General features: G+C 53.5%; 17 protein-coding genes. 2 read left to right on the top strand and 15 right to left on the bottom strand.

The window, feature by feature from the left end; all coding sequences use genetic code 11:
- Nucleotides 1-172 precede the first annotated feature (172 nt).
- Both tnpB and MWU62_RS16685 read left to right on the top strand, forming a co-directional pair.
- Nucleotides 173-529, top strand: a complete 357-nt coding sequence (gene tnpB, locus MWU62_RS16690) for an IS66 family insertion sequence element accessory protein TnpB (RefSeq protein ID WP_247113783.1) — start codon at nucleotides 173-175, stop codon at nucleotides 527-529.
- A gap of 42 nt (nucleotides 530-571) precedes the next feature.
- On the top strand, nucleotides 572-2,200 hold the full coding sequence (locus MWU62_RS16685; protein WP_247113784.1) for an IS66 family transposase: 1,629 nt from the start codon (nucleotides 572-574) through the stop codon (nucleotides 2,198-2,200).
- Between the two features lie 249 nt (nucleotides 2,201-2,449).
- On the opposite strand, the gene MWU62_RS16680 is transcribed toward MWU62_RS16685, so the two are convergent.
- The 15 genes from MWU62_RS16680 to MWU62_RS16610 form a co-directional block, all read right to left on the bottom strand.
- A complete protein-coding gene (locus MWU62_RS16680; RefSeq protein ID WP_247115937.1) occupies nucleotides 2,450-3,583 on the bottom strand; it encodes a hypothetical protein in 1,134 nt (377 codons plus the stop codon).
- A 131-nt stretch (nucleotides 3,584-3,714) separates the two neighbouring features.
- Nucleotides 3,715-4,011 carry a hypothetical protein gene (locus tag MWU62_RS16675; RefSeq protein WP_247115936.1) on the bottom strand — a complete coding sequence of 99 codons (297 nt, stop codon included), beginning with the start codon at nucleotides 4,009-4,011 and terminating at the stop codon, nucleotides 3,715-3,717.
- Between the two features lie 11 nt (nucleotides 4,012-4,022).
- Nucleotides 4,023-8,366, bottom strand: coding sequence for an RHS repeat-associated core domain-containing protein (locus tag MWU62_RS16670; protein WP_247115935.1), 4,344 nt, complete (start codon nucleotides 8,364-8,366; stop codon nucleotides 4,023-4,025).
- Nucleotides 8,367-8,438: 72 nt separating this feature from the next.
- A complete protein-coding gene (locus MWU62_RS16665) occupies nucleotides 8,439-8,879 on the bottom strand; it encodes a hypothetical protein (RefSeq protein ID WP_247115934.1) in 441 nt (146 codons plus the stop codon).
- A 47-nt stretch (nucleotides 8,880-8,926) separates the two neighbouring features.
- On the bottom strand, nucleotides 8,927-9,793 hold the full coding sequence (locus MWU62_RS16660) for a hypothetical protein (RefSeq protein WP_247115933.1): 867 nt from the start codon (nucleotides 9,791-9,793) through the stop codon (nucleotides 8,927-8,929).
- Nucleotides 9,790-10,626, bottom strand: coding sequence for a hypothetical protein (locus MWU62_RS16655; protein WP_247115932.1), 837 nt, complete (start codon nucleotides 10,624-10,626; stop codon nucleotides 9,790-9,792). Before MWU62_RS16655 ends, MWU62_RS16660 begins: the two co-directional genes overlap by 4 nt.
- Nucleotides 10,626-11,444: a hypothetical protein gene (locus tag MWU62_RS16650; RefSeq protein WP_247115931.1), complete on the bottom strand. Its 819-nt coding sequence runs from the start codon at nucleotides 11,442-11,444 to the stop codon at nucleotides 10,626-10,628. Before MWU62_RS16650 ends, MWU62_RS16655 begins: the two co-directional genes overlap by 1 nt.
- A gap of 29 nt (nucleotides 11,445-11,473) precedes the next feature.
- The gene (gene tssI, locus MWU62_RS16645) at nucleotides 11,474-13,369 is read right to left on the bottom strand and encodes a type VI secretion system tip protein TssI/VgrG (RefSeq protein WP_247115930.1); all 1,896 of its coding nucleotides are present in this window, start codon (nucleotides 13,367-13,369) and stop codon (nucleotides 11,474-11,476) included.
- Nucleotides 13,370-13,453: 84 nt separating this feature from the next.
- Nucleotides 13,454-13,933: a type VI secretion system tube protein Hcp gene (locus tag MWU62_RS16640; protein WP_200362517.1), complete on the bottom strand. Its 480-nt coding sequence runs from the start codon at nucleotides 13,931-13,933 to the stop codon at nucleotides 13,454-13,456.
- Between the two features lie 156 nt (nucleotides 13,934-14,089).
- Nucleotides 14,090-14,581, bottom strand: coding sequence for a hypothetical protein (locus MWU62_RS16635; protein WP_247115929.1), 492 nt, complete (start codon nucleotides 14,579-14,581; stop codon nucleotides 14,090-14,092).
- Between the two features lie 21 nt (nucleotides 14,582-14,602).
- Nucleotides 14,603-17,179 carry a type VI secretion system ATPase TssH gene (tssH, locus tag MWU62_RS16630; RefSeq protein WP_247115945.1) on the bottom strand — a complete coding sequence of 859 codons (2,577 nt, stop codon included), beginning with the start codon at nucleotides 17,177-17,179 and terminating at the stop codon, nucleotides 14,603-14,605.
- Between the two features lie 13 nt (nucleotides 17,180-17,192).
- Nucleotides 17,193-18,158, bottom strand: a complete 966-nt coding sequence (gene tssG / locus MWU62_RS16625) for a type VI secretion system baseplate subunit TssG (protein ID WP_247115928.1) — start codon at nucleotides 18,156-18,158, stop codon at nucleotides 17,193-17,195.
- Nucleotides 18,158-19,972 carry a type VI secretion system baseplate subunit TssF gene (gene tssF, locus MWU62_RS16620; RefSeq protein WP_247115927.1) on the bottom strand — a complete coding sequence of 605 codons (1,815 nt, stop codon included), beginning with the start codon at nucleotides 19,970-19,972 and terminating at the stop codon, nucleotides 18,158-18,160. Before tssF ends, tssG begins: the two co-directional genes overlap by 1 nt.
- Nucleotides 19,972-20,433, bottom strand: coding sequence for a type VI secretion system baseplate subunit TssE (tssE, locus tag MWU62_RS16615; RefSeq protein WP_200362528.1), 462 nt, complete (start codon nucleotides 20,431-20,433; stop codon nucleotides 19,972-19,974). Before tssE ends, tssF begins: the two co-directional genes overlap by 1 nt.
- On the bottom strand, nucleotides 20,423-21,220 hold the full coding sequence (locus MWU62_RS16610; RefSeq protein WP_247115926.1) for a type VI secretion system accessory protein TagJ: 798 nt from the start codon (nucleotides 21,218-21,220) through the stop codon (nucleotides 20,423-20,425). Before MWU62_RS16610 ends, tssE begins: the two co-directional genes overlap by 11 nt.
- Nucleotides 21,221-21,260: the final 40 nt, after the last annotated feature.

The following is a 21,260-nucleotide window of genomic DNA, read 5'->3' as shown; positions in this document are numbered from 1 at the left end:
TGGGGCACCTGCACCACGCGTTTTCATTGGGCCAGTCACTGAGTCGTTATGCTCATGAACAAGGATTGAGCTTCGCCGATCTGATGGTCTGGCGGCAGCGACTGATGATCCAGAAGATTGTTGTTCCCGACATGCACCGCCCCAATCGCTTTGTCAGTGTGGCGGTGGTCTCATGATGCGTCCAGAACTGACGATGTCGGTTTACCTATGCCGGGAGCCGGTCGACATGCGTAAATCCATCGACGGGCTATCGCTGCTGGTTCAGGAGGCGATGGAACTGAATCCCTTCGATGAAGCGGTCTTCGTATTCTGCAATCGCCAACGCGACAAGGTCAAGATTCTGGCTTGGGAGCGGAATGGCTTTGTACTCTGGTATAAGCGTCTGGAACGGGAACGATTTAAGTGGCCCGACACAGTGGGTGACGATGTTATGACCCTGTCAGGCCAACAACTGAACTGGCTTCTGGACGGTTACGACATTGCCCAGATGCAGCCTCATAAACCCTTATTTTTTGACGCCGCTGGTTGATTTCAAGGTGCTGATTTGTAGGCGTTTTGATACAATAGTTTCATGCCAAGCGCCGCTTCCGACTCACAGAAAATCATCGCTGAACTGGAGCAAAAGCTCCGTGTTCAAGCGGCGGATATTACTCGCCTAAAAAAACAAAGCCGGTCGCTGGAACGCGAGAATGAGTCTCTGGAACGCAAGGCTCAATCTCTGGAAGCCGCGAAGCGGGAACTGTTCGAACAACTGCGCCTGCTGATTGAAAACCGCTTTGGGCCTTCCACCGAGAAGTACAACATCCCTCAGGAAGACTTGTTCTTCGACGAAGCCGAAGCGCTGGTAGAGAGCGAACCGGCGTCAGACAGTGACGACGTTCCAGAAGACATCGCGGACACACCGACCAAGCCAGACTCTGCCAAGTCCCGCACTCGCGGTGGCCGTCTGGCGCTGCCACCGGAACTGCCGCGAGTGGATATTGTCCACGACGTGACGGACGGTCAGAAGCACTGCCATAACGACGGAACCGAATTGGTCTGCATCGGTGAAGAGATCAGCGAGCAGCTCGACATCATTCCCGCCAAGATCCAAGTGATCCGTCACATTCGACGCAAGTATGCCTGCAAGACCTGCGAAGACGGTGTCGTCACCGCACCCATGCCGTCGCAACCCTTACCCAAGAGCAATGCCAGCCCCAACCTCTTGGCTTATTCTGTCATCGCCAAATACGTGGACGCCTTGCCGCTTTACCGGCAGGAACGGGCGTTCAAGCGGTTGGGCATTGATCTGCCCAGAAATACCTTGGCTCGCTGGATGATCCAGACCAGTGAATTGATCGAGCCCCTCATTGAACAGTGCCGACAGCATCTGCACGCGAGTGCAGTCATCCACATGGATGAAACTACGCTGCAAGTGAATACCGAACCGGATCGCAAGGCCAGCAGTCCTTCGTACATGTGGGTACAACGAGGTGGGCCGCCCGGGCAACAAGTAGTGCTCTACGATTACGACGCCAGCCGTTCCGGTCAGGTACCAACGCGACTGCTGGAAAACTATCAGGGCATTCTGGTGACCGATGGTTATGAAGGGTACGCCCAAGTGGTTCGGATCAATCAGCTGACCCATGTGGGTTGCTGGGCGCATGCCCGCCGCAAGTTCGTGGAGGCCCAGAAAGTACAACCTAAAGGCAAGGTCGGCCGTGCCGATCAGGCCTTGAGTCTGATCCGCAGCCTGTATGCCGTAGAGCAAAAGGCCAAAACGATGAGCGCGGAGGAAAGGCTGGCCTTGCGAGACACTCAAAGCCGTGCACTCATCGAAAAACTGGAAGTCTGGCTAACGAAATCCTTGAATCAAGTGCCGCCGAAAACGGCCATTGGCAAAGCGCTGATCTACCTGAACCGACAGTGGCCCAAGCTAACCGTCTTCCTGACGGATGGTCGGATCCCGCTGGATAATAACCCGGCGGAAAATGCCATACGCCCGTTCGTCATTGGTCGAAAAAACTGGCTCTTCAGCCAGACACCAAAGGGTGCGCATGCCAGCGCCAGACTCTACAGCCTGATCGAAACCGCCCGAGCCAATGGCATTGAGCCCTATACTTATATGGTAGAAGTGCTTACCAAACTGCCATCATTGACGACCGACGATGAACTCGACCGGTTACTGCCTTGGAATCAGGGGGAAACCATTCCGGTGTAGTTCGTGGAGCGCTTACGTATGAAAAGCAAATTCGAGAAGAATATCAGTGGGTACCGGAGATAATTTATAAAGAGGGGCGGTCAAAGGTACTGCAGGCTTTTCTCGATCAGCCTGCAATTTACCACACCGAAGTTTTCTTTCGCGAGCGAGAGACACTAGCTCGGCGAAACCTTGAGCGAGTATTTGCAGGACTTGATGGCGGCAAATTCTGAGCCGACTGATAACCGGCTCTCAGCTTTGCCCAATACCTCACTCCAACTCCATCATCGTACTGGCCATCATGCTAATAAATGACACCAGCAGCGTCACTTTGGCCAGGTACAGCACAAAAGCAAAAGTAACGGGCCATACCAACCAACAAAGTACCGTGATGTAGATGCTGAAATAACCGATCAGGCAGTACTTGGTCTGCCGAGCCGACTGATTATGAAGCCTGTTAAAGGACACCGCGCCCAGAATGATCACGAGGGGAATCAGAATATCACTTGAAAACATCACGAGAGGACGCGGGCTTCCTTGCAGTTGCAAGTAGTAGCTGAACCCCGTCCCGATTAACGCCACCATCACAGCCACCAACACCAATTTCCAGTTGAAACGGCTGTTTCTCAGGTCTTCTCGAATGTCTGCCGGTCGTTGGTCACGGTTCGCGAGTGCGTGTCGCCAATTACGCCGTCGCCGAAACCCGCCCAGCCCACGGGTTGTCCAGACGTGGTGGGTAGCGCTGTCGATGAGGGTGCCGCAAATAAATACCCGGTCTTTCCGATTAAAGAGAAGCTTAAGGTCGCGAAGCGTCGCACGGGCGGCAGGGGTGTCTATATGGTCCCCCACCTGAATCAGCTCAAAAATAATCGCGATAGGTTGGTTCTTTTTCTTTTTGGCTTTGCGGTTTGAGTTGGTGTCATTCTCCAGCAGGCTTGCGACCTCGTCGTCCGCAGCCACTTTTTCCAGATCTTCCCTAAACGATTTCCCGGCAAGGATCAATTGCTCACGGGTCAACCCGGGTGATACGGGGCCGTCGATAAACAAGCCAACCTTGATACCCAACCCGCTCATCTTAGTCACTATTCGGGAACAAAAAGGTTTCAAAGTGCGCAAAGAGGGCACCACAAGACCAACCATGATGGGCTCTCCATCCACCTCCACAATGTCCGAAAAATCCGGTAAAGGCCCTCCTATTAGCGGAGCTGTATTGAAGTGGCGTGCATGCGCGTCAAGATACTGCAACAATAATTCATCACTGGCTTCGTCATCGGTTTCGGCTTCAATCTGCGCCAGTAACGCCTCTTCGTTTGGGAGCGAAGGTACTTCATCCGTATCGAGCACGACATCCCAGAACTGCTCGACTATAGATCGCTGAACAAGGCGATCGATTAAATGAGACATTGTTACATTCCTTTGTGGGTACTTGCTGCGCCCCTGAAACCCTGCATTACAGCCCGGCCTCTTATTTGGTCAAGGAGGTTACCGACAACGGCTCTCTCACCTCTGACAGCTGCCCCAAAGTGCTGCACTTATTACTTGAATTCAGGTTTCGAGTTAGTAATTGGCTCCCAAAGCACTCTTTCAACAAACTCCTTCGCCTCTTCTTCTGTGTCGAAATCAAGAACCTCATAATCATCATTTAAAAGCATTTCTTTCCATGATATGTCTTTATCAGAAAATGCCTCTGTCAACTCTTGCTTTATATCACCTAACTTGCCACTTGACTGAAGGCTTTCCTTATAAAGACTTATCGCCATATCCTCTGGAAAACCTAAATCAACCACGAATATATTCTTCAACACATATATAATATTTTGATACTTTTCCATATAATATTGCCCTATGGCTTTGGTGCTGGGAATATTGAAATCGTCTCCCAAACATTCGTATTTTGATTTAGCATATAAAAACCTTCGACGCTGTTAAGGTTATCAACTCGAGCAGGAGCGCCAACCATATTGGCATTTCCTTTTTTATTTCCCGTAGGGTAAAGTCTCTCAAATCCTCTTCCCAGATCTACACCTAAATCACCAACATCATCAACCGTAACTCGTATTGCTGTTTGTCCTGGGTTTCTCGATATTGCCGCTTTAAGTCCACCATTATTTCTAACAGCCTGATCTGCAAAGATTAGAGCCTCATCACTATGGAATGCTGTGGATATTTTGGGAATACCCCCAACATCTCCATTTGGCTTCACACCTGTTTGCGCTCTATGAATCAACTGTGCGTCCGTTACTGACCCGCCATGAACACTCATCGCATGAGCATTAGGGTGACTCGTTACTAAATCAAGATGCTGTGAATTAATCTTGTTTGGAATATCAGTCTTACGAAGAGCCCCAAAAGCACCCTTAGCTTTGCTAACCAATGCCCCCCCAGCCTTCCTCGCTGCTCCACCCACTATACCAGCAGCAGGCCCTGCCGCCATTCCCAAAGCCGCATCCTGAGCGACCATTTTATACCCTTCAGCCCGGTATTCACGCGTTTTCTCAGCTTGCCGAAGCGCGTCATTAAATGCCTCAACTGCTTGATTATCAACGCCGGGTAGTTGGTTGCCTTCAGGATCGTAGACTTTGCCATACATGGCGCCAATAGTTTCGCCATGGCCGTTAGGCCCAACAACAACCGTATCCAGCCCCACCGTCTCGCGAAGGTGCCTTTGTGATAACTGACTTTCCGCAACGGGAATTTCTTGCACAGGTTCCAGATTATCCAGAATCGGTGCATCTTCCCCCGTTTCAGCATTCTCTGACGTAATAACAGCTTTGAACTCTAGCCCCAACGGGTCCACAAAATCTAACGGGTTTTTGGTATAGCGGTATGCATTGATTCCGCCTTGTAAACCCAAAGGATCCGGCGTCAGATACCGTCCAGTAGCCGGGTCATAATCCCGAAACCGATTCTGAACGATCCCCGTCAGCTCATCCTCAAACTGCCCCGGCAATCTCAAGGGCTGGTGGATGCTGCAATTGAGTGTTTCTGGCTGGCACTTACCCCACGCATCCGCATGACCTTCCCAGACCTTTTGGCCGCTCTGGTCCCACAACCGAACCGGCATCATTCGGTGGTCCAGTTCGTAGTAGTAGGGCTGGCCCTGGGTCAGAGTGATTAACGGCTCATCGGTTTGTGGGTCACGGAGGTACCACTGCCAATCGCCTTTCGGGCTCTGCTCTCCCAGCAACACATCGTTGTGCCACAGGTAGGTGGTGGTGCCTGCGGCGGTTTTGCGCCACGCCCGTCTGCCCAGTGCGTCGTAGCCGTAGGTGATGTGCAGGCTGGGGCGTTTGAGTTCGATGAGCTGGCCTTCGGCGTCGAAGGTGCGGTGTTCGGTGGTTTGGCCGGTGATGCGGATTTCCGCGCCGAGTGCATCGTAATCCCGTTTGTCGGTGGCGGTGGTGAGCAGGCGGTCTTGCTGGAGCTGGCCGCCTTCCGGGACGCGATTGCCACCCAGATCGTAGTGGTATTCGGTGTCGTTCTCTTGAGTTAGCTGGCCTTGGCTGTCCCGTTGGTAGTGGGTACTGCCGGTCAGGCTGTCTTCGGTGGCTTCCAGACGGTTTTCGGCGTCCCAGCGGTAGCGTCTTGTGGCACTTTGTTGGCCTTGCCATTTGCGTTTGATCAGGCAGCCGTAGCGGTCGTGCAGCTGGCTTTGGGTATTGCTGCCCGCTGTGCGGGTGGTTTCCCGGTTCTGGCTGTCGAAAGTGCGTTCGACCAGGGTGTCGCCGTTCACGCTCAGGGTGTGCCAACGGCCTTGTGGGTCGTAGTGGTAATGGGCGGTGGTGCCGTCGGGCAGGTGGATCGTTTCTATCCGGCCACCGGGGCCGTAGCCGTAGGTGGTGCGGTGGCGGTCCTGATGGTGTTTGGTGATCTGGCCGAGGGTGTTATAGACCCAGTGTAGTTTGCGGTCGGCGCAACTGGCGTGGGTGCGGCGGCCAAAGGCGTCGTAACGGTATTGGCGGGTGACCGCTTTACGGTCTTTACCTTGGCTGGTTTGGGTCAGCACCCGGCCGGCGGGATCTCGCTCTGTGCGTTGTGCCCAGAAGCCGGGGTGTTCACGGTGGGTGATGTGCCCGGCGGCGTTGTACTGAAAACGGATATCGCGGCCGTCGGGGGCGGCGCAACGGTCGATGTGGCCTTGTGCGTTCCAGCCCAGTTGCCACTGCTGGCCATCGGCGCGGGTGATGGCCGTCAGGCGTTCGCTGAGATCGTACTGGTATTGGACCTTGTGACCATCGGGTCGGCGGTACGCCAATGGGCGCATCAGCGGGCCGTATTCGTAGCTGTGTTGGTCACCTTGGGCCGTGGTGTAGTCGGTCAGGCGGCCAGCTTTGTCGTAGTGGTACTGGCGGCTGCGTTTTTGTTCCGGTGCTTGTTCGGGGTATTGGTGCACGGCCAGTAGGCGCTGGCCTTGATAGTCGTATTGGGTGACCAAGCCCTGTTCCAGCTTGCCAGCCACGCGGCCATCCAGATGGAAGGCAAAACGCTGAAGCTGGCCGTTGCGGTTGCTCGCCAGAAGGTGGCCTGTGTCGGCACAGCCCAATTCGGTGGTTTCTCCGGTGGTGCTGGTGGCGCGTACGGGCCATCCGTCAGCATCGTACTGATAGTGCCACTGGCTACCATCGGGGCGGTCTTCGCTGAGCAGGCGGCCGGCCAGATCAACGCGGCGTTTGTGAACGCGGCCATCCGGGAGTGATTCAGCGGTGCAGAAGCCCAGCTCGTTGTAATGCCACCGGTGGCTGCGGCCGTCGGGTTCAATGGTTTCAGCTTTTCGGCCGTGATGATCGTAACGGTGTTGGGTTTGCGCACCATCGGGCCGGGTTTCTTGCACCAAGCGCCCCAGGCCATCGTAGGCCCACTGCCAAAGCGCACCATCAGGGTCTTGCCGGGCGAGGATGCGGCCGTTGTCGTCGTAATGAAATACCTGAACCTTGCCGTGAGCATCACGTACCTGTGTCAGGTAGCGCTCGGGCTGGTAGTCGAACTGGAAGTCGTGGTGGCCCTGTTCACCCCGGCTGCGGAGGCAACGCGCACGCTCACCGTGACCTTGCCATTCGAAGTGGAAGGTGTACCCGGTGGGTAATTCGCGGTGGGTGAGCAAGCGCCCCTGATACTGGTACTGTTCGGTGCCATGATCGCTTTCTGCGCGCAGCAGGTTGCCCTGATCATCGTAGCTGTAAAGTGCCAAGAGGCGACGCTGGTCACCGTTTTCCAAGTGTATGGCGTGCACCCGCTCCGGGTGATGCTTGTTGTAGCTGAACACCACGGCGGTATGGGCATTCAGCCGCAGATGGGACAGCCTGAATTCAGCGTCGTATTGGAAACGCCACTGCTGGCCTGTCAGGTTTTGCACACTCACAGGCAACCAGGTTTTGTTGTCTTGTGTGGCCAATATCCAGGCCATCCCGTTGGCTTCGGTCAACACTATTTGGTTGTCTTGGCGCCGCTCCACCCTCAGGCCAGTATGAACCTGCCAAGTTATCTCACCCGGTGCGAGTGTTTTAAGGCGCAGGGATCGGCTGTCTTTATCGAGTATCCAGAGGTGGTCGCCATCAAGATGTATCTGCCGTAAGCACGTAATGGCCCAGCCTGCTCCGAAGCCCAACTGTCTCTCGCAGTATCCCGAGCGGTAGCGGCGCGTCCACGTCAGGGGCATGGGGCCTTCTATAACGAAGTCCTCAATATCGAGGATTTCTTCACCCGTTACAGGCGCTACCGGATCACCTTGGCACTGCATGTCAGCGGTGTTGGCTCCGGGGTCGTCGGTATCGGCTTGCTTTGCTTTCGAGCTGCCTGCAGGGGCAGACGATGCGGCACTTGCCGGGGCGTTACCCGTGCGGGCAGTGCTGCTGCCTCCCCCACCACCGCCACTGCCTTCACTTGGCGGCAGGCTGTGCAAAGGCACTTTGTAGATAGCCAGCTGCCGTTCTCGAAGCATCTGAGCAACATGCCGGAATAGCAGGTCGCTATTACTCGCTACGTGGAGTGAAACACCATGGCTTTGGAGCACACTCAGCCATTGGGTGCTTTCATTGGCGAACCCGGGGCTAAAGCGGTTGCGCAGCCACTGGCTCCAGTCTTCATTGCCCTCAGCGTTCTCTGGACCTTGAGGGCCATCGTAAGTGTCTGGCCGCACAACAATATACTTGTAGCCATCTGCGCCGTTAAATTCGATATGACTGGCCATACTTGTGCAATCCTTGCTTAATGCGTCCGGTGTAACATCTGGCCAGCTTGGCCTTTCCGGTGTTGGTATTCATCACCGGCACACTAAATGTCCGAAGTTCTCTTTATGAGAAACGGGCAACGTGCAAAACACACTCTGCTCCCCCGCCGCCGTCCGGCGGATGTATTCCACCTCAAAAGTAAAGGCACTGTGCTCTCGGCTAAACTCGATAACCGAGAAACCCGTGTAAGCGGTCTCTCTAAAGTCGAGTGTGGCATCATCCTGAAGCGTGATGTCGCACACATCCTGCCGCTCTAGCACACGCCAGCCTTGGTCGGGGTGAATCGCCTCAAACCTCAAACACGGGTAATCGCTCTCGGTGCTAAAACGGGCGTAGCGCCATAGGGTGTCTTGGTGGCGAACGACCCCCACGTCCATCACTCTGGCGTCAACCACCGGAGAAGCGACGCCTCCTGCCTCCGCTGGCACAGGTAATATCAGTAAAACCGGCAGCCATCTCCAATAAAAACTCATTCTCACGGCTTGTCTCCGTTTTGCCCGGTGCGCAAACTCCATAAGCCTCACGCCAAGTACCGAACGCGCCTCTGGAACCGGTCGGCTGGTACGTTTGTCCACAGTGACCCATCACCTATGATCTTTCGGAAAGCAACTAGATCATTCGCAACAACCGGAGGCTGAACCTGACGACGCGTGGTACCTGTGTAGTCTCCACGAAACCGAAGGTCTACCAACGAGTCCTTGATCCGGGAATCAAGCGCATTCCAATCCGTCACGCCATAGCGCTCCTTCACATCACGCTTGTTACAGATCCGAATAACGTCCTGCTCCATCTCTCGGTATACCTTTTCGAACAACTGCAACTGCACAGCGGCGCTGATCTCAAAATCCAGCAAATCACTGTCAATAATGAACTGTTCTGCTGTAGCGCCAGATAAACGGGCTGCACCAGCAATCTTCGAGGCATAGCCTGCACTCAGGCCAGCTGCCGCTAGTTGTTGCGTTACCTCTGCTCTCGAACGCTCTTTCAAATCATAACCACGACCAACCGTTAAGCCGGATGAGGCCGACGGTACGTGCAGAATCCGGCTGTGATACCGCCCGCCTTCCTGTCCTTCTGCGGCCCATGTCAGCGCACCCACAGACGGAGGAACAATAGCCACCCGAGTTCGGCTATTTGCTAACGTCTCTTTCAGCCAGCTCCAAGTCTGACTGCCTTTGCCAACAAGGCCAGAGGCGACATTTACACCTCGATCATTCTGAAAGCGGGCAATGGCCGTATCTAAGTCAGCCCCAGGGCTGGCATCTACGGCCAGTGGTACAAGAGACTGTTGGCGCCGATGCACGTTTAACAGCGCCCGGATGAGTTTTATATCGCTGCTCCGATTCTCACCACCTCGACCAACACTGCCGCCCAATTGCAAGTTCATGCACTCTCCGTTCTGTATTGTTCAAGGCTTTTGATGACTGGCCGAGGCGCCACACCGGCCATACTCGTTTCACTACAACTAACTGCAATCACTCCCGCCAAAGGGCTAATCGCATCCAACAACAGCAGTGCGCCCGGTTGTTGCCAATCGCCTACTCTGTAGCCATCCAACAGCCAATAAAGCCCCCAAAGAGCGCCTAAAACACCGGGAGCACCCAACACCAGCTCAGGAAATTCCCAACGTAAAGCGGGTCGATTCCAACGTGAAAGGCTGGCCAAAAAAGGCATGATCCTCTCAAAGCTACATTCCTGCGGAGTGCCCGGGCATACCAGCACTTCTATTTCCGGCACAGCCGCCTGCGCATTAGTCAGCAGAGTCGCCAAATCGTTAGTGCCCTCCAGCCTTCCATCCAGAGCACTAAAGTGCACACAAGGACCAGACCCCGGGCTCAAAACCATTGCGAGAACCTGAAGCTCTGGCTCGAGGTCCGCAGCCAGTATCTGCGCAGCAACCCCGGCACGATCCACAGCCCGAACAGCTAAAGCCAACCCGGCCCGCCCAAAACCAATCTCCACAGACTGGTCAGTAAATGCCGCCAGCCACTGCTCTCTACGTTGATGCTCTGCAGCTGGAAGTATTAACCATCCAGAGCAGTTAGGATCTAAATACGAGCGCAGCCGCTCGGGCGTTAACAGCCCGTCGTTCGCCTCCCGCGACTCAGAATCATCTGCGGGAACAAACCCGCTCCGAAACCAGTCATCCAGACCTCGGCCAGCAATCTCTCCAATTAGGGCGCTGACTTGCCAGCCTCCGGTGCGTTCGCTTGCAGCCATCACCAACAACCTCCGAACAGCGACCACGGAGCACCCTGAACACGCAACCAACTTGCCCACCATTGGCGGTACCGCTGGCCAAGGTCTTGGTTATGAGCTTTCCTCCGTTGCAAAGCCTCGCTCGCTACCTCTCCTGGCTCGCCCCCATGGGAAGCAACCTCTGCAAGCAACGGCAAAAAGCGATCACTTCCCGAAATGCCCATAGCTTCAATCACCGAAGCATCACTCACTCTTCCAGCCAAATCATTAATCATGGCTGGATGCAGTTGTTCTGGCGCAGCCAATAGCAGCGGGAAAAACCACTCTCGCCAAAATGGATTCCCTGCGGGCCACAACTCTGACAACAAACTCTTAACAGCGGGCTCGCTCACCAGCATCGCGCCGGTCTGCATGCTAACGCAGGCTTGCCAACAAGCGTCTACTTTGGCTTCTTGCCCTCTGCGACTGGCCGCCATAGCTGCCCAGAGCTGTTGTTGCGGAGGTTCCGGCCATTCCCTAGGAAGCTCCATTCCGGAATGACAGGCCAGCATTTGCCAGTAGCTTCCCTCCTCGTATTCACTGTCCGCTTCGCTCTGCACCTGCTCAAAACTCTCGTCACGTGCGCAAGCACGCAAACGCATTGCCAATTCCGACCTCAGTGCTCCCGACCAGAAAGCTGGGGCATCACCTTGTGCCTTTCGCCAACTATCCAATGCCAAGTCTTGCGGATGCTGTTCACTCCAAAGCACTAAACGTCTATCGAGCTGTCGCAACAACTGCAAAGGTGATTGCGCATTGTCTAGCAGCGCTTGCCGCTGCTTAAGCAAGTCTTCAAGCATTAACGGGCACTCCGGCGCAAAGCCTTTGATTAGTTGAGGCTAATCTTCGCGGCTTTCATATCAATGGTGACACCTTGCACGCTAATGCTGGTGCCCTTAATCGATATCGCACCGGAAGCCTCCATCGTTAAACTTGCAGCACCCGTTTTTAAGGTGATGCTCTGGCCAGCATCAATCGTTATGGTTCTGCCCGCAGTGGTAGCCTGAGCACCGGTGATATCAACCGTTTGGTTGTTTTTGACCGTCAAGGTGTCGTTATTTCCTACGGTCGTGGTGCGGTTATTCTTAATGTCATCCGTCTGGTCGTTCTTGACGGTTAGCGTGTCATCGTTGCCAATTGTGGTGGTGCGATCGTTCTCAACTTCATCCGTCTGATCGTGCTCGACCGTCAACGTGTGATCTTTTTCGGCATGCATCAGCAAAAGCTCTTTGCCAATGGTGTCGTCGAAACTGATTTCGTTGTAGTTGGCACCGCTGCCTTTCGTAGTAGACCGGCTTTTGAGCCCTGAAATATTCTTCTTGGACAAAGGCTCATACGGCATTTTGTTTTTGCCGTTATAAACGGAGCCGGTAATCAGCGGCAGGTCTGGGTCGCCACTGAGGAACTCAACAAGCACTTCTTGGCCTTCGCGGGGAATAAACTGTGCGCCCCAATTTTCGCCCGCCCAAGATTGAGCTACACGAATCCAGCAGGAACTCTTTTGGTCATACTTGCCTTCGCGGTCCCAGTGGAACTGAACCTTAATGCGGCCATGTTCATCCACATAGATTTCTTCACCGGGTGCGCAGGTAACGGTTGCCGTTTGCAAACCGGGCACCATTGGCTTTGGCAGTTTACGGGGCACAAAGGGCGCTTTGGTTGGTATGCAGCGGAAGCTGTTGGTATAAAAAAAGTTACCCATTGATGGTTGGTTATCCGCGTTCAGCGGCACCGAAGCCTCTATCGCCACTTCCGTGATCACGAATTCATTATGCGGAGGAATTTCGTCTTCATGCTCTTTGAAGGAGAAAGTTAGGCCAACACCAAAAGAGCGGTAATCGGATACAGCCCTGTAGCTTTCTGATTCCTGAGCAATGCCTTTCAGGTGCAAAGCGGCAAGGTTGGCACCATCCTTGATGGGACGATCTTCACCGAAGTACCCAAACAACTCGCGAGAACCAAACGGACCGCCAGGCACCTGTTCGCTACTGGTTGCCTTAACCTTCTGCTTGGGCGTTTCGAAATCGAAGCCATGCTCAATGATGGAGTTAGCTGTTGCCTTAAAACCGGCATACCAGCTCGAAATATGTGCCACACCGGTTGGTCTGGAACAGAATACAACGGAACCCTCAACAGCCTTAGGCCAAGCCTTTTCATGATCGGTAATGACCATCGTGTGAGAGCCACTAGAATGCTCGAAATGGAAACACAGACCTTCGTGAGCCAGTAGCCGGCAAACGAAATCCCAGTCGGTTTCATTGTACTGAACACAATAACGGTAGGTATAAAGTCCTTTTTTCAGCTTCCAGCTGAACGCAACTCCATGCTCCCCCAAAATTGTCTCAACAATCTTTTTAACGGTTTTATCTTGGAAAATTCGGCAGTTGGTGCGATTAGCTGCAGACCAGGCTTTCGGTACGATAATGGCCTCATAGCGCTGGCCATCGCTATTGTGAAGCGGCTTTCCCAATTCCCACATACTAAGAAAGTGGCCATGGAAGTGCTTTTCGCCACCACCATCTTTTGACCCTACTTTCAGGGTAACGGTTACACCCTCGCCAATGTGCTTTTTCATATCAGCGATACGTTGATTGGCGGTAAACCCAACCCGCACCTCAAACAGGCGTGACATGCCCTCACGCACTTTCAGCCGCTCTAATACCAGAGCGTCTTTACCGAGAGAGCTGTGAATCTGAAGAAAATGATGCTGCTTTTCCTTGCCCATGAATCGCCGCGCCTTCCTGGTTTCGGTGAACAAAAAGAGCAGAGGAAACCCAAAGGGCTTCCCCTACTAGTTCGGAGCCTGCTATTAGAACTGCTGACCTTTAACACCGCTGTAGCCGTATACTTTCGGCCCAGTGATGCTGTTTTTGTCATCAGTCGGAGTAACAGTCATCATCATTTCAGTGTAAGAAATGGTAATGGACTCAACCGGACGGTCACCGGAAACGGAAACCGCGTAGTTGGAAATCATGGCGTCAGTCAGTTCGATCTTCATGATCTCTTCAACTGCGTCACCCTGCTTGGTCACGTAGAAGGTTGCTTTTTTACCCTTGCCAACAGTGGCTTCTTTGAACAGGTCAGTAGAAGCATTGTCCTGCAGTTTAGTGATTGTAATATCACCAAGACGGGTAGAAGAGGCTTCACGGTCCATAGCGGTACCGGTGTAAGAAGAAATCTCCCGATGAACGTTAAAGTCCATGGTCAGAACAGTAATCATATCCTTGAACTGTTCTGCGGTGGTTTCACCCTTAATACCTTCGTAGTCCAGGTAGGTATTCGCTTGCATGTGTATCTCCTTGCTTTTTAAGTTACGTCCTGTAACGAGGACATGGTTACCCTAGTCCTGACACTTAGCCAGAACCTCGGATTCTTGGGTTTGTGTCCAGCTTTTAGATAGCAATACAAAGAGAGAGGAACAGCAGCATAGTTACAAGCTCTGTTACTATGCACGTCGTTTAGGGCACACAGCTGCGCCCGTAAATTCCGACGGCAAACTGAGGTAATCAACTGAAACATAAGCCAGCTTCCAGCTTCCCTGCTCCCTTCCAAACTCCATCTTTATAACAGCTGGTCGATCAAATCGATCAAAACCATTGAGCGTTAAGCAACCGAAGTTACCATCCCGCAATTCAAAATGTTCCTTTTTCTTAACCAGTATATTCGGTAAATCTGACAATATCGGAAAATAATCAGGAAAATCTGATGATCTTTTAATACCTCGATCACCCATGGATTGAGTGATCAAATTATCTAATATATAAGCGTAGTCCCGAGCCTCTACTCTATATGTATATTCGGTATACGTATCATATAGAGTGACTGGTTTCCCATGGGACGCACACCCGTTTAGAAATAGTAACAGGAGTAGCAGAATTTTAAACGGTGTAACTAACAAAAGTCGAAATTCTTTTTTCAACCACACCGTTATTTTCATGTTTCTTCTCCTGCCCACCCGTTAACTGCCAATATTGAACTGGTTATCGTCGAGTGTTATTCGAAGCTCTTTCAGAGGTTTGTCATTTGCTATCGCATTGAGCAAAACATCTGACAGCCTTGTTAGCACCTCGCGTTGTATAACTTGCTGTATATTCCGTGCGCCAGTACTGGCCTGATGACCGCTATCTGCAATACGCTCGACAACGTCGTCGCTATACTCAAGCGCAATGCCGTGCTGCCTCTGAACACGTTTGCACACTCTTTCTAGTTGCATTCGAGTGATCGTTCGTAATTGCTCCTCACCAAGGGGCCGATAAGGCAAGACCACCGTGCGCCCCAAAAAGGCTGGCTTGAAGATGGCAAGTAGATCGCTCCAGATAGCATCTTTCAGCGCCTCCGGTTCTGGTGCGGTAAGCTCATCTACATACAGATCGGAGATGTGTTCCGAGGCTGCGTTTGAGGTCATCAACAGCACAGTGTTCCGGAAATCGACGTCGCGCCCTTCGCCATCCCGCAGCGACCCCTTATCAAACACCTGGTAAAAAATGTCCTGAACACCAGGGTGTGCTTTTTCCATCTCATCGAGCAATATCACGCTGTAGGGTTTGCGGCGGACTGCCTCGGTTAACACGCCACCTTCGCCGTAACCCACATAACCCGGAGGTGAGCCAACCAACTGGGATACTTTGTGCTCTTCTTTAAACTCCGACATGTTGATGACGGTCATGTTGGATTCACTACCATAGACCTGCTCAGCCAGAGCCATGGCGGTCTCTGTTTTACCCACACCACTGGGGCCAACCAGCAGAAATACACCCAAGGGCTTCTTTTCGTCAGCGAGTTCAGCTCGAGCAACTTGTATAGTGCGAGCTATGTCATCCAAGGCATGGTCCTGGCCGGTTACTCTGGTTTTGAGCGTTGTAGCCAAGTTCAATATGCCCGCCACTTCATCTGACTGCATGCGGCCAAAGGGAATGCCGGTCCAGTCAGACAGTACTTCTGAAACCAGCTGCGTATCCACTTGCCAATGCACCATAACCTGTTCGCGCTCACCAAGACTGGCGCGAATTTCGTTTAGCCGCTGTTTGCCTTCATCGGTTTCATCTTCCAGCAGCGTCTTGCTGATGGCAGCCGCCTCTTGAACCAGCGCCTTTTCATCTGCCCATTCAGCTTCTAATTGAGCTAAAGATTCACCCGCTATATGAAGCTGGGTTTGAAGCGCATCTTGCCGGTCGCCATGATTAACGCCTAACCGAGACTCGCGGGACAGGAGTGCTAACTCTTGCTCCATCCCCGTTACCTCAGCCCTTGCCCGCTCCACAGAAGCCGGCACACTCGCCTGACTCATGGCCACCCGAGCACAGGCCGTGTCGAGCAAGGCTACAGCTTTATCCGGCAGTTGGCGGCTTGCCAAAAAGCGAGTTGAAAGCACCACGGCTGTTTTCAGCGCGTCATCTGCAATCGCAACCCCGTGGTGGGCTTCTAGCGTAGGCACCAACCCACGAAGAATTTGAATAGCCGTTGTCTCATCCGGCTCATCCACTTTCACGACTTGGAAGCGTCGCGTAAGAGCCGCGTCTTTTTCAAAAAACTTTCGATACTCCGCCCAGGTTGTAGCAGCAATGGTGCGCAATTCACCGCGTGCCAGTGCTGGCTTGAGCAAATTGGCGGCATCATTCTGCCCAGCTTGGCCACCTGCGCCTACCATGTTATGCGCTTCATCAATGAACAGAATGACTGGCCGCTCAGAGCTTTTAACTTCTTCGATAACACCTTTCAGGCGATTTTCAAACTCCCCTTTTACACCCGCGCCTGCCTGCAGCAACGCAAGATCAAGAGTTAAAAGGCGCGCAGGCTTCAGCACGTCCGGTACATTTCCCTCAGCAATGCGTCTGGCTAGTCCCTCAACAACTGCGGTTTTCCCAACCCCGGCCTCACCCGTAAGAATCGGATTGTTCTGGCGTCGACGGGTTAGAATATCAATCACTTGACGGATTTCATCGTCCCGACCAATAACCGGGTCTAGCTCCCCTGCGTTCGCCTGAGCTGTAAGGTCGATGGTGTATTTGGCAAGATGCTGCTCTTTACCTGCCCGTGCGGTGGCTGGTTTCGCGGACGTGGTCGCTTCCTGCGCAAGCGTTGCATGAATATCCGACCATTCGGCAAGCAATCGCGCCGGGTCGATACCATTGAGCTCGCCCGCGTGCCTTGTAACCAACGCCGCCATAGCGGGGTCGCTCAACATGCTGTAAAGCATGGTGGCCCCTCGCATAGTTGGCTCGTTAAACTCGATTGATGTATCCAGCCAGCACTGACGAAATAGATCCACCAATCTTGGGGCGAGACTCGGTGTAGCACCGCTGCCTGTTCTGAACGTTTCCAACCCGCTATCCAGCTGCGCGTCTAGACGGGTGATATCCAAGTTGAAATACCGCAGCACCCCTTTCAGATCAGAGTCGTCATTGCGAATCATGCTTTTTAGAAGGTGCTCTGGCTCAACCGTATGGTGTGTCCGCTGGAAGCAAAGGCCTACAGCTGTTTCCAACGATTCTTTGCCCGAGTCATTAAGTTTCTCGACGAGGGATTTGAGTGTCATTGCAGACATGAATTCAGTCCTTTCCTTGGCTTGGTTTAAAACTGACCTCGACCATCTTCATTGACTCTGGCCGAGCTCCAATAAAACTGTCAGCCCCAAGCCGACCATGACGCCCCAACACAGTGTGGGTCAGGTGTGCAGCGCGGGCTGACAAACGATAATGAACACGCATTTGGCCGCTAACCAGCTGTTGCGCTACGTGTGAAACGGTCTTGCTATAGGTGCCGCCGGGCAAAACAGAAACAAGCTGCTCCCGGGATTTCGGGCGAAAAACAACATCCACCCCTTTGTCTGCCATCCATACCCGGCTCCCCAGCATAACGCCGCCAAGCCGAGCATATTGGCCCTTAGGCTGTTTTCTACTCGGCAGACTTGATTGATCTTCCAGAGCCAAGGGCGCCCACTCCCCCCTTAACGTTCTAACCTCCACACTCATGCCCACGATATCTTCCAGAACAGACCGTAACGTACTGGCAGAGCGCGAGCGGCGGGTGAAGGCAGCGCCGTAGTAAAGTTGCCAACTCTGCTCACAGCCGGTCAGAGACTTTAAGATTCGCGAGAAAACATCCTCCTCGGACCGCTCCTGATGCACGGCTGGCTGCGTTTTCTCCCAGCTCCGATAGAAGAGCGAAATAAGACGATGATTGAACAGGTCGAGGAAGTCCCGGGTAGCAGGTGATCTATCCCTTACCTGTTCAAGCACCCGCTCGGTATAACAGGCGGGCAATGCGCCCCGCGCTCCCGTTAACCCCATGAGATCTGTCATCATTTCATGCAGTACTGCGCCATCGTCTTCACGATGGGTTTTAAGGCGGACCAGGTCTTGACCCGCAAACCCAAGGTTTTGGCTGGAGCGAAAGCGCACTACCTCCTTATTGGGCCAGCCATCATGGCCAACTCGGTGGTAGCCAGCGTGGTTATTGATTAACTGGCGTTCTGCTTTCCAGACCGCTTTGAACAAGGTGGTGGAAGTTGCCATTACAACAACTCCCGCTCGCCAGCTCTTGCAGGCCAAAGATAATAATCACGATGATGCCCCTCCAACCGAATCCGCACACGAGTAAAGGTATTGATCTGGGCAAACTGCGCAAAAAAGCGGTCAAGAATGGCCGAGAACAAATAAATGCTGGTGCCCGCATAGTTTGACCGGGAAAAGGTAATACAAATCTCGGTGCCCTGACATACACCGCTGTGGACGCCTTTGCCAATACGGGCGGCAATTCGACGAGTTTTTACCTGCTCGATGCCCTCAATCAACGCTTCGGTTTCTGGGGTATGCCTAAAATCATGTAATCGCAGCACCGCCTTGAGACGACTCAGAGCTTCGCTGCCGGTGAAGTGCTCAAGGTTCAACTGCTGAACAAACTCCCAACGTGCTCCGTCTGAGAGATCTGCCCGGGTTGTGGGTGTTGGCGGCACCAGCGCTACGGCTTCCTCCACAAGAGGCTCACCTATCGCCCGAAAACGGGGTTCTCCACCGCCGAAGGGCAGCCGCTCGGGAATGTTCCGGTTGCAGCACCAAGCATTCACCATCAAGATCTCGCCTTGAGGCAAATCCTCAAGTACGCGACGATTGAAACGGCGATCAACCAGCGTTAAACAGGTTTCAAACCCTGGCTCATATTGCCCGCCAGCCCAGCCTGCTTCCCGTCTTTCCAGATGCCAAAATACGTCAAGGCCTGACTGCCAGCGAGGGTGACCGATACCATAGAAAGGCGCCATCTCACGAACGTTTTCGTTCTCCACCAAACTGGCAGACTCCACACTGACAACCTCATAGGTGTCTGCGCCGCGGAATCGGGAAACTAACCGGTGTTCATGATTGGAATCGTCGTTGCTAACCGGTTCCAGAGCCTCGTCGAACAGGTTTACGGTTGGCACGCACCAAAGCCGCATATGCTCAGGCACAAAACTCTTTTCTTGTTCGCCAGAAGCCTCGCCTAGATAGACAAACAGGTCGACCTCTTCATGTTCGGGCCAAAACCCTTCAAGCCCCGAAAATTCGGCAAACAAAAATTTCTCTTGGAATAGAAAAAACTCGGTCAACAAACGAAAGCCATCGAAACTGCGCTTACTGTAGGGGACTAAAGCATCATCAGCCTCAAATCCTGCTGGCTTGATGTTTTGGGCACTGAAGAACCGCAGTTGTCGGGTGTCTGTTGTTGGGGTAATCGCAAAGCCAATGCCGGAGCGGTGGATAAGATCATAGAGTTCGTTGCTCAGATGAGTCTGGCCATGCAGGTAGAATCTCAACGATGGCAGGTTGATCTCATTGAACGGCAAAGGTGATTTAAGCCTAAGCTTGATCACGCTGCGTGCGCCCTCCGAACCTGTGGGCCTTGGCGCATCAAAGGGTGCATTCTCAAACGCTGCGGTTACAACCTCGACGGGCGCTAAGTGGTGGCTTGCCGGTGACCGAAACTCACAAGGCGGCAAACCTTCCACAGTTGTTTCGTAACGCTGCTGCTTGTCCAGCGCCGCACAATGGGTCTGTGATGCACCGGCTTTTAGCTGGATGACCGTCATGGAAGGAATCGGGGCCAGATAATCCGGAAACAGGTTGCCCATCAAGATATCTGTGAGTTCCGGAAAGTGGTTATCCAGACGCCGACGAATCTGGGCGGTCATAAATGCGACACCCTCAAGCAACCGTGAGACGTGGGGATCTTCTACGGACTCATCACTGACGCGCAAATTTCCCGCTACCTTGGGGTAAGCTTTGGCAAACTCCGCCCCCTGTCGTCTTAGGTAGGCAAGTTCACGGTTGTAGTACTGAAGGAGTTCATCACTCATCACGCGCACTCCTGAAGCGTCATGGAGAGATTTACGGGCTCAAGGTCGGAGCGAAAGGCCACTGGCTCGGGTACCGGATCAACCAACAAAATGGCATCAATCCGCAGCCTCATGGTGCGATCAAGGGGCGTATCACCCTCTTCAGCAATCACTTCAATGCGCGTCAGCCTTGGCTCAAAGCGCACAATGGTCTGGCGCACTTCCTCACACAACCATTGCCGTGCTTCTTCTGTTCCCAAATCCATCACCGTAAAGTCCGGCAAGCCGTAGCCAAGCACCGACTGTTTGAGCTCCCGCAGCTCAGGCGGAAGTACCAGCCAGGACCGTCTGGTATTTAAAAGCGCCTCGAGATCCCGACGAACAGACTGGCGAATGGTCGTAACCGTCGCTTTAGCGTTGTGATCCGCTGCCAATCGGTCCAAGAGGTTCATCTGCAGGCGCACATTGCGTTCAGTCTGCATAAACTGCCGCTACTCGCTCTACTCGCTTCACATCCGCAAGCCCTACAGCATCGTCACCCACAAGATACTGTTTGAGGCCTATGCCAGTTACTAACCCGTCAGAATGTGCGCGCCACTCTGTCACACGCCCCAAGCGCTCATGATCGGTGTCGCTAGCGGCGTACACGAGGGGAACAAACACCTCTCCCTGTTTACCGGATGCCAGCTCAACATCGGCTCGACGCCATACCAGCTCGACTGGCGAGGTTGGTGGATGAAAATCGATAGACTCGATATCCGACCAGCGCCATAGATAGAACTTGCCTTCTGCACTTAACGCTTCCAAAAAGTCACACAAGCTATCGTCACAGTCGCGTATATCCCCGCTTACCTCACCAAGCTGGAACTCAGTTGCTGGTCTTTGCTGCTCCAAACTGATGGCCGCCGCTTCGGCAGCAGTGAAGTCCTGTTCATTCAGAGCGGCCCTCAGGGCTAGGATGGTCTGAAGGTTTTCGGCCTCGCAAACCACTGCATCCTCCGCCAGTTTACCTTGGTGAAACTCCAGCCGGGCCTGTTGCGCACGGATGAGTTGGCGCAGGTTCGCTGCACCGGCCAGCCACTCAGGATGGTGACGGGCGAGAGACCCCAGCATGTCGTCGGCGCGCTCTAGGTGGCCCGCCACACACAGGAGCTCAATCAAGGAAGCCCTTAGTTCTGCCGCAGCAGGCTGCGCCTTTACCTGTAGCTGAACCTCTTCGATAGCTTGCGCCAGATTGCCGCTCGCCAAATGCTGTTTAATGACATCCATTTCTTACTCCTCCGTTCGAATATAAAGCTGGGTGTCCGGC

The sequence above is a fragment of the Marinobacter sp. S6332 genome, assembly GCF_023016045.1.
In the GTDB taxonomy this organism is placed as follows: Bacteria; Pseudomonadota; Gammaproteobacteria; order Pseudomonadales; family Oleiphilaceae; genus Marinobacter.
Note: the sequence above shows the minus strand (reverse complement) of the source record. Positions and strands in the feature narration are given on the sequence as shown.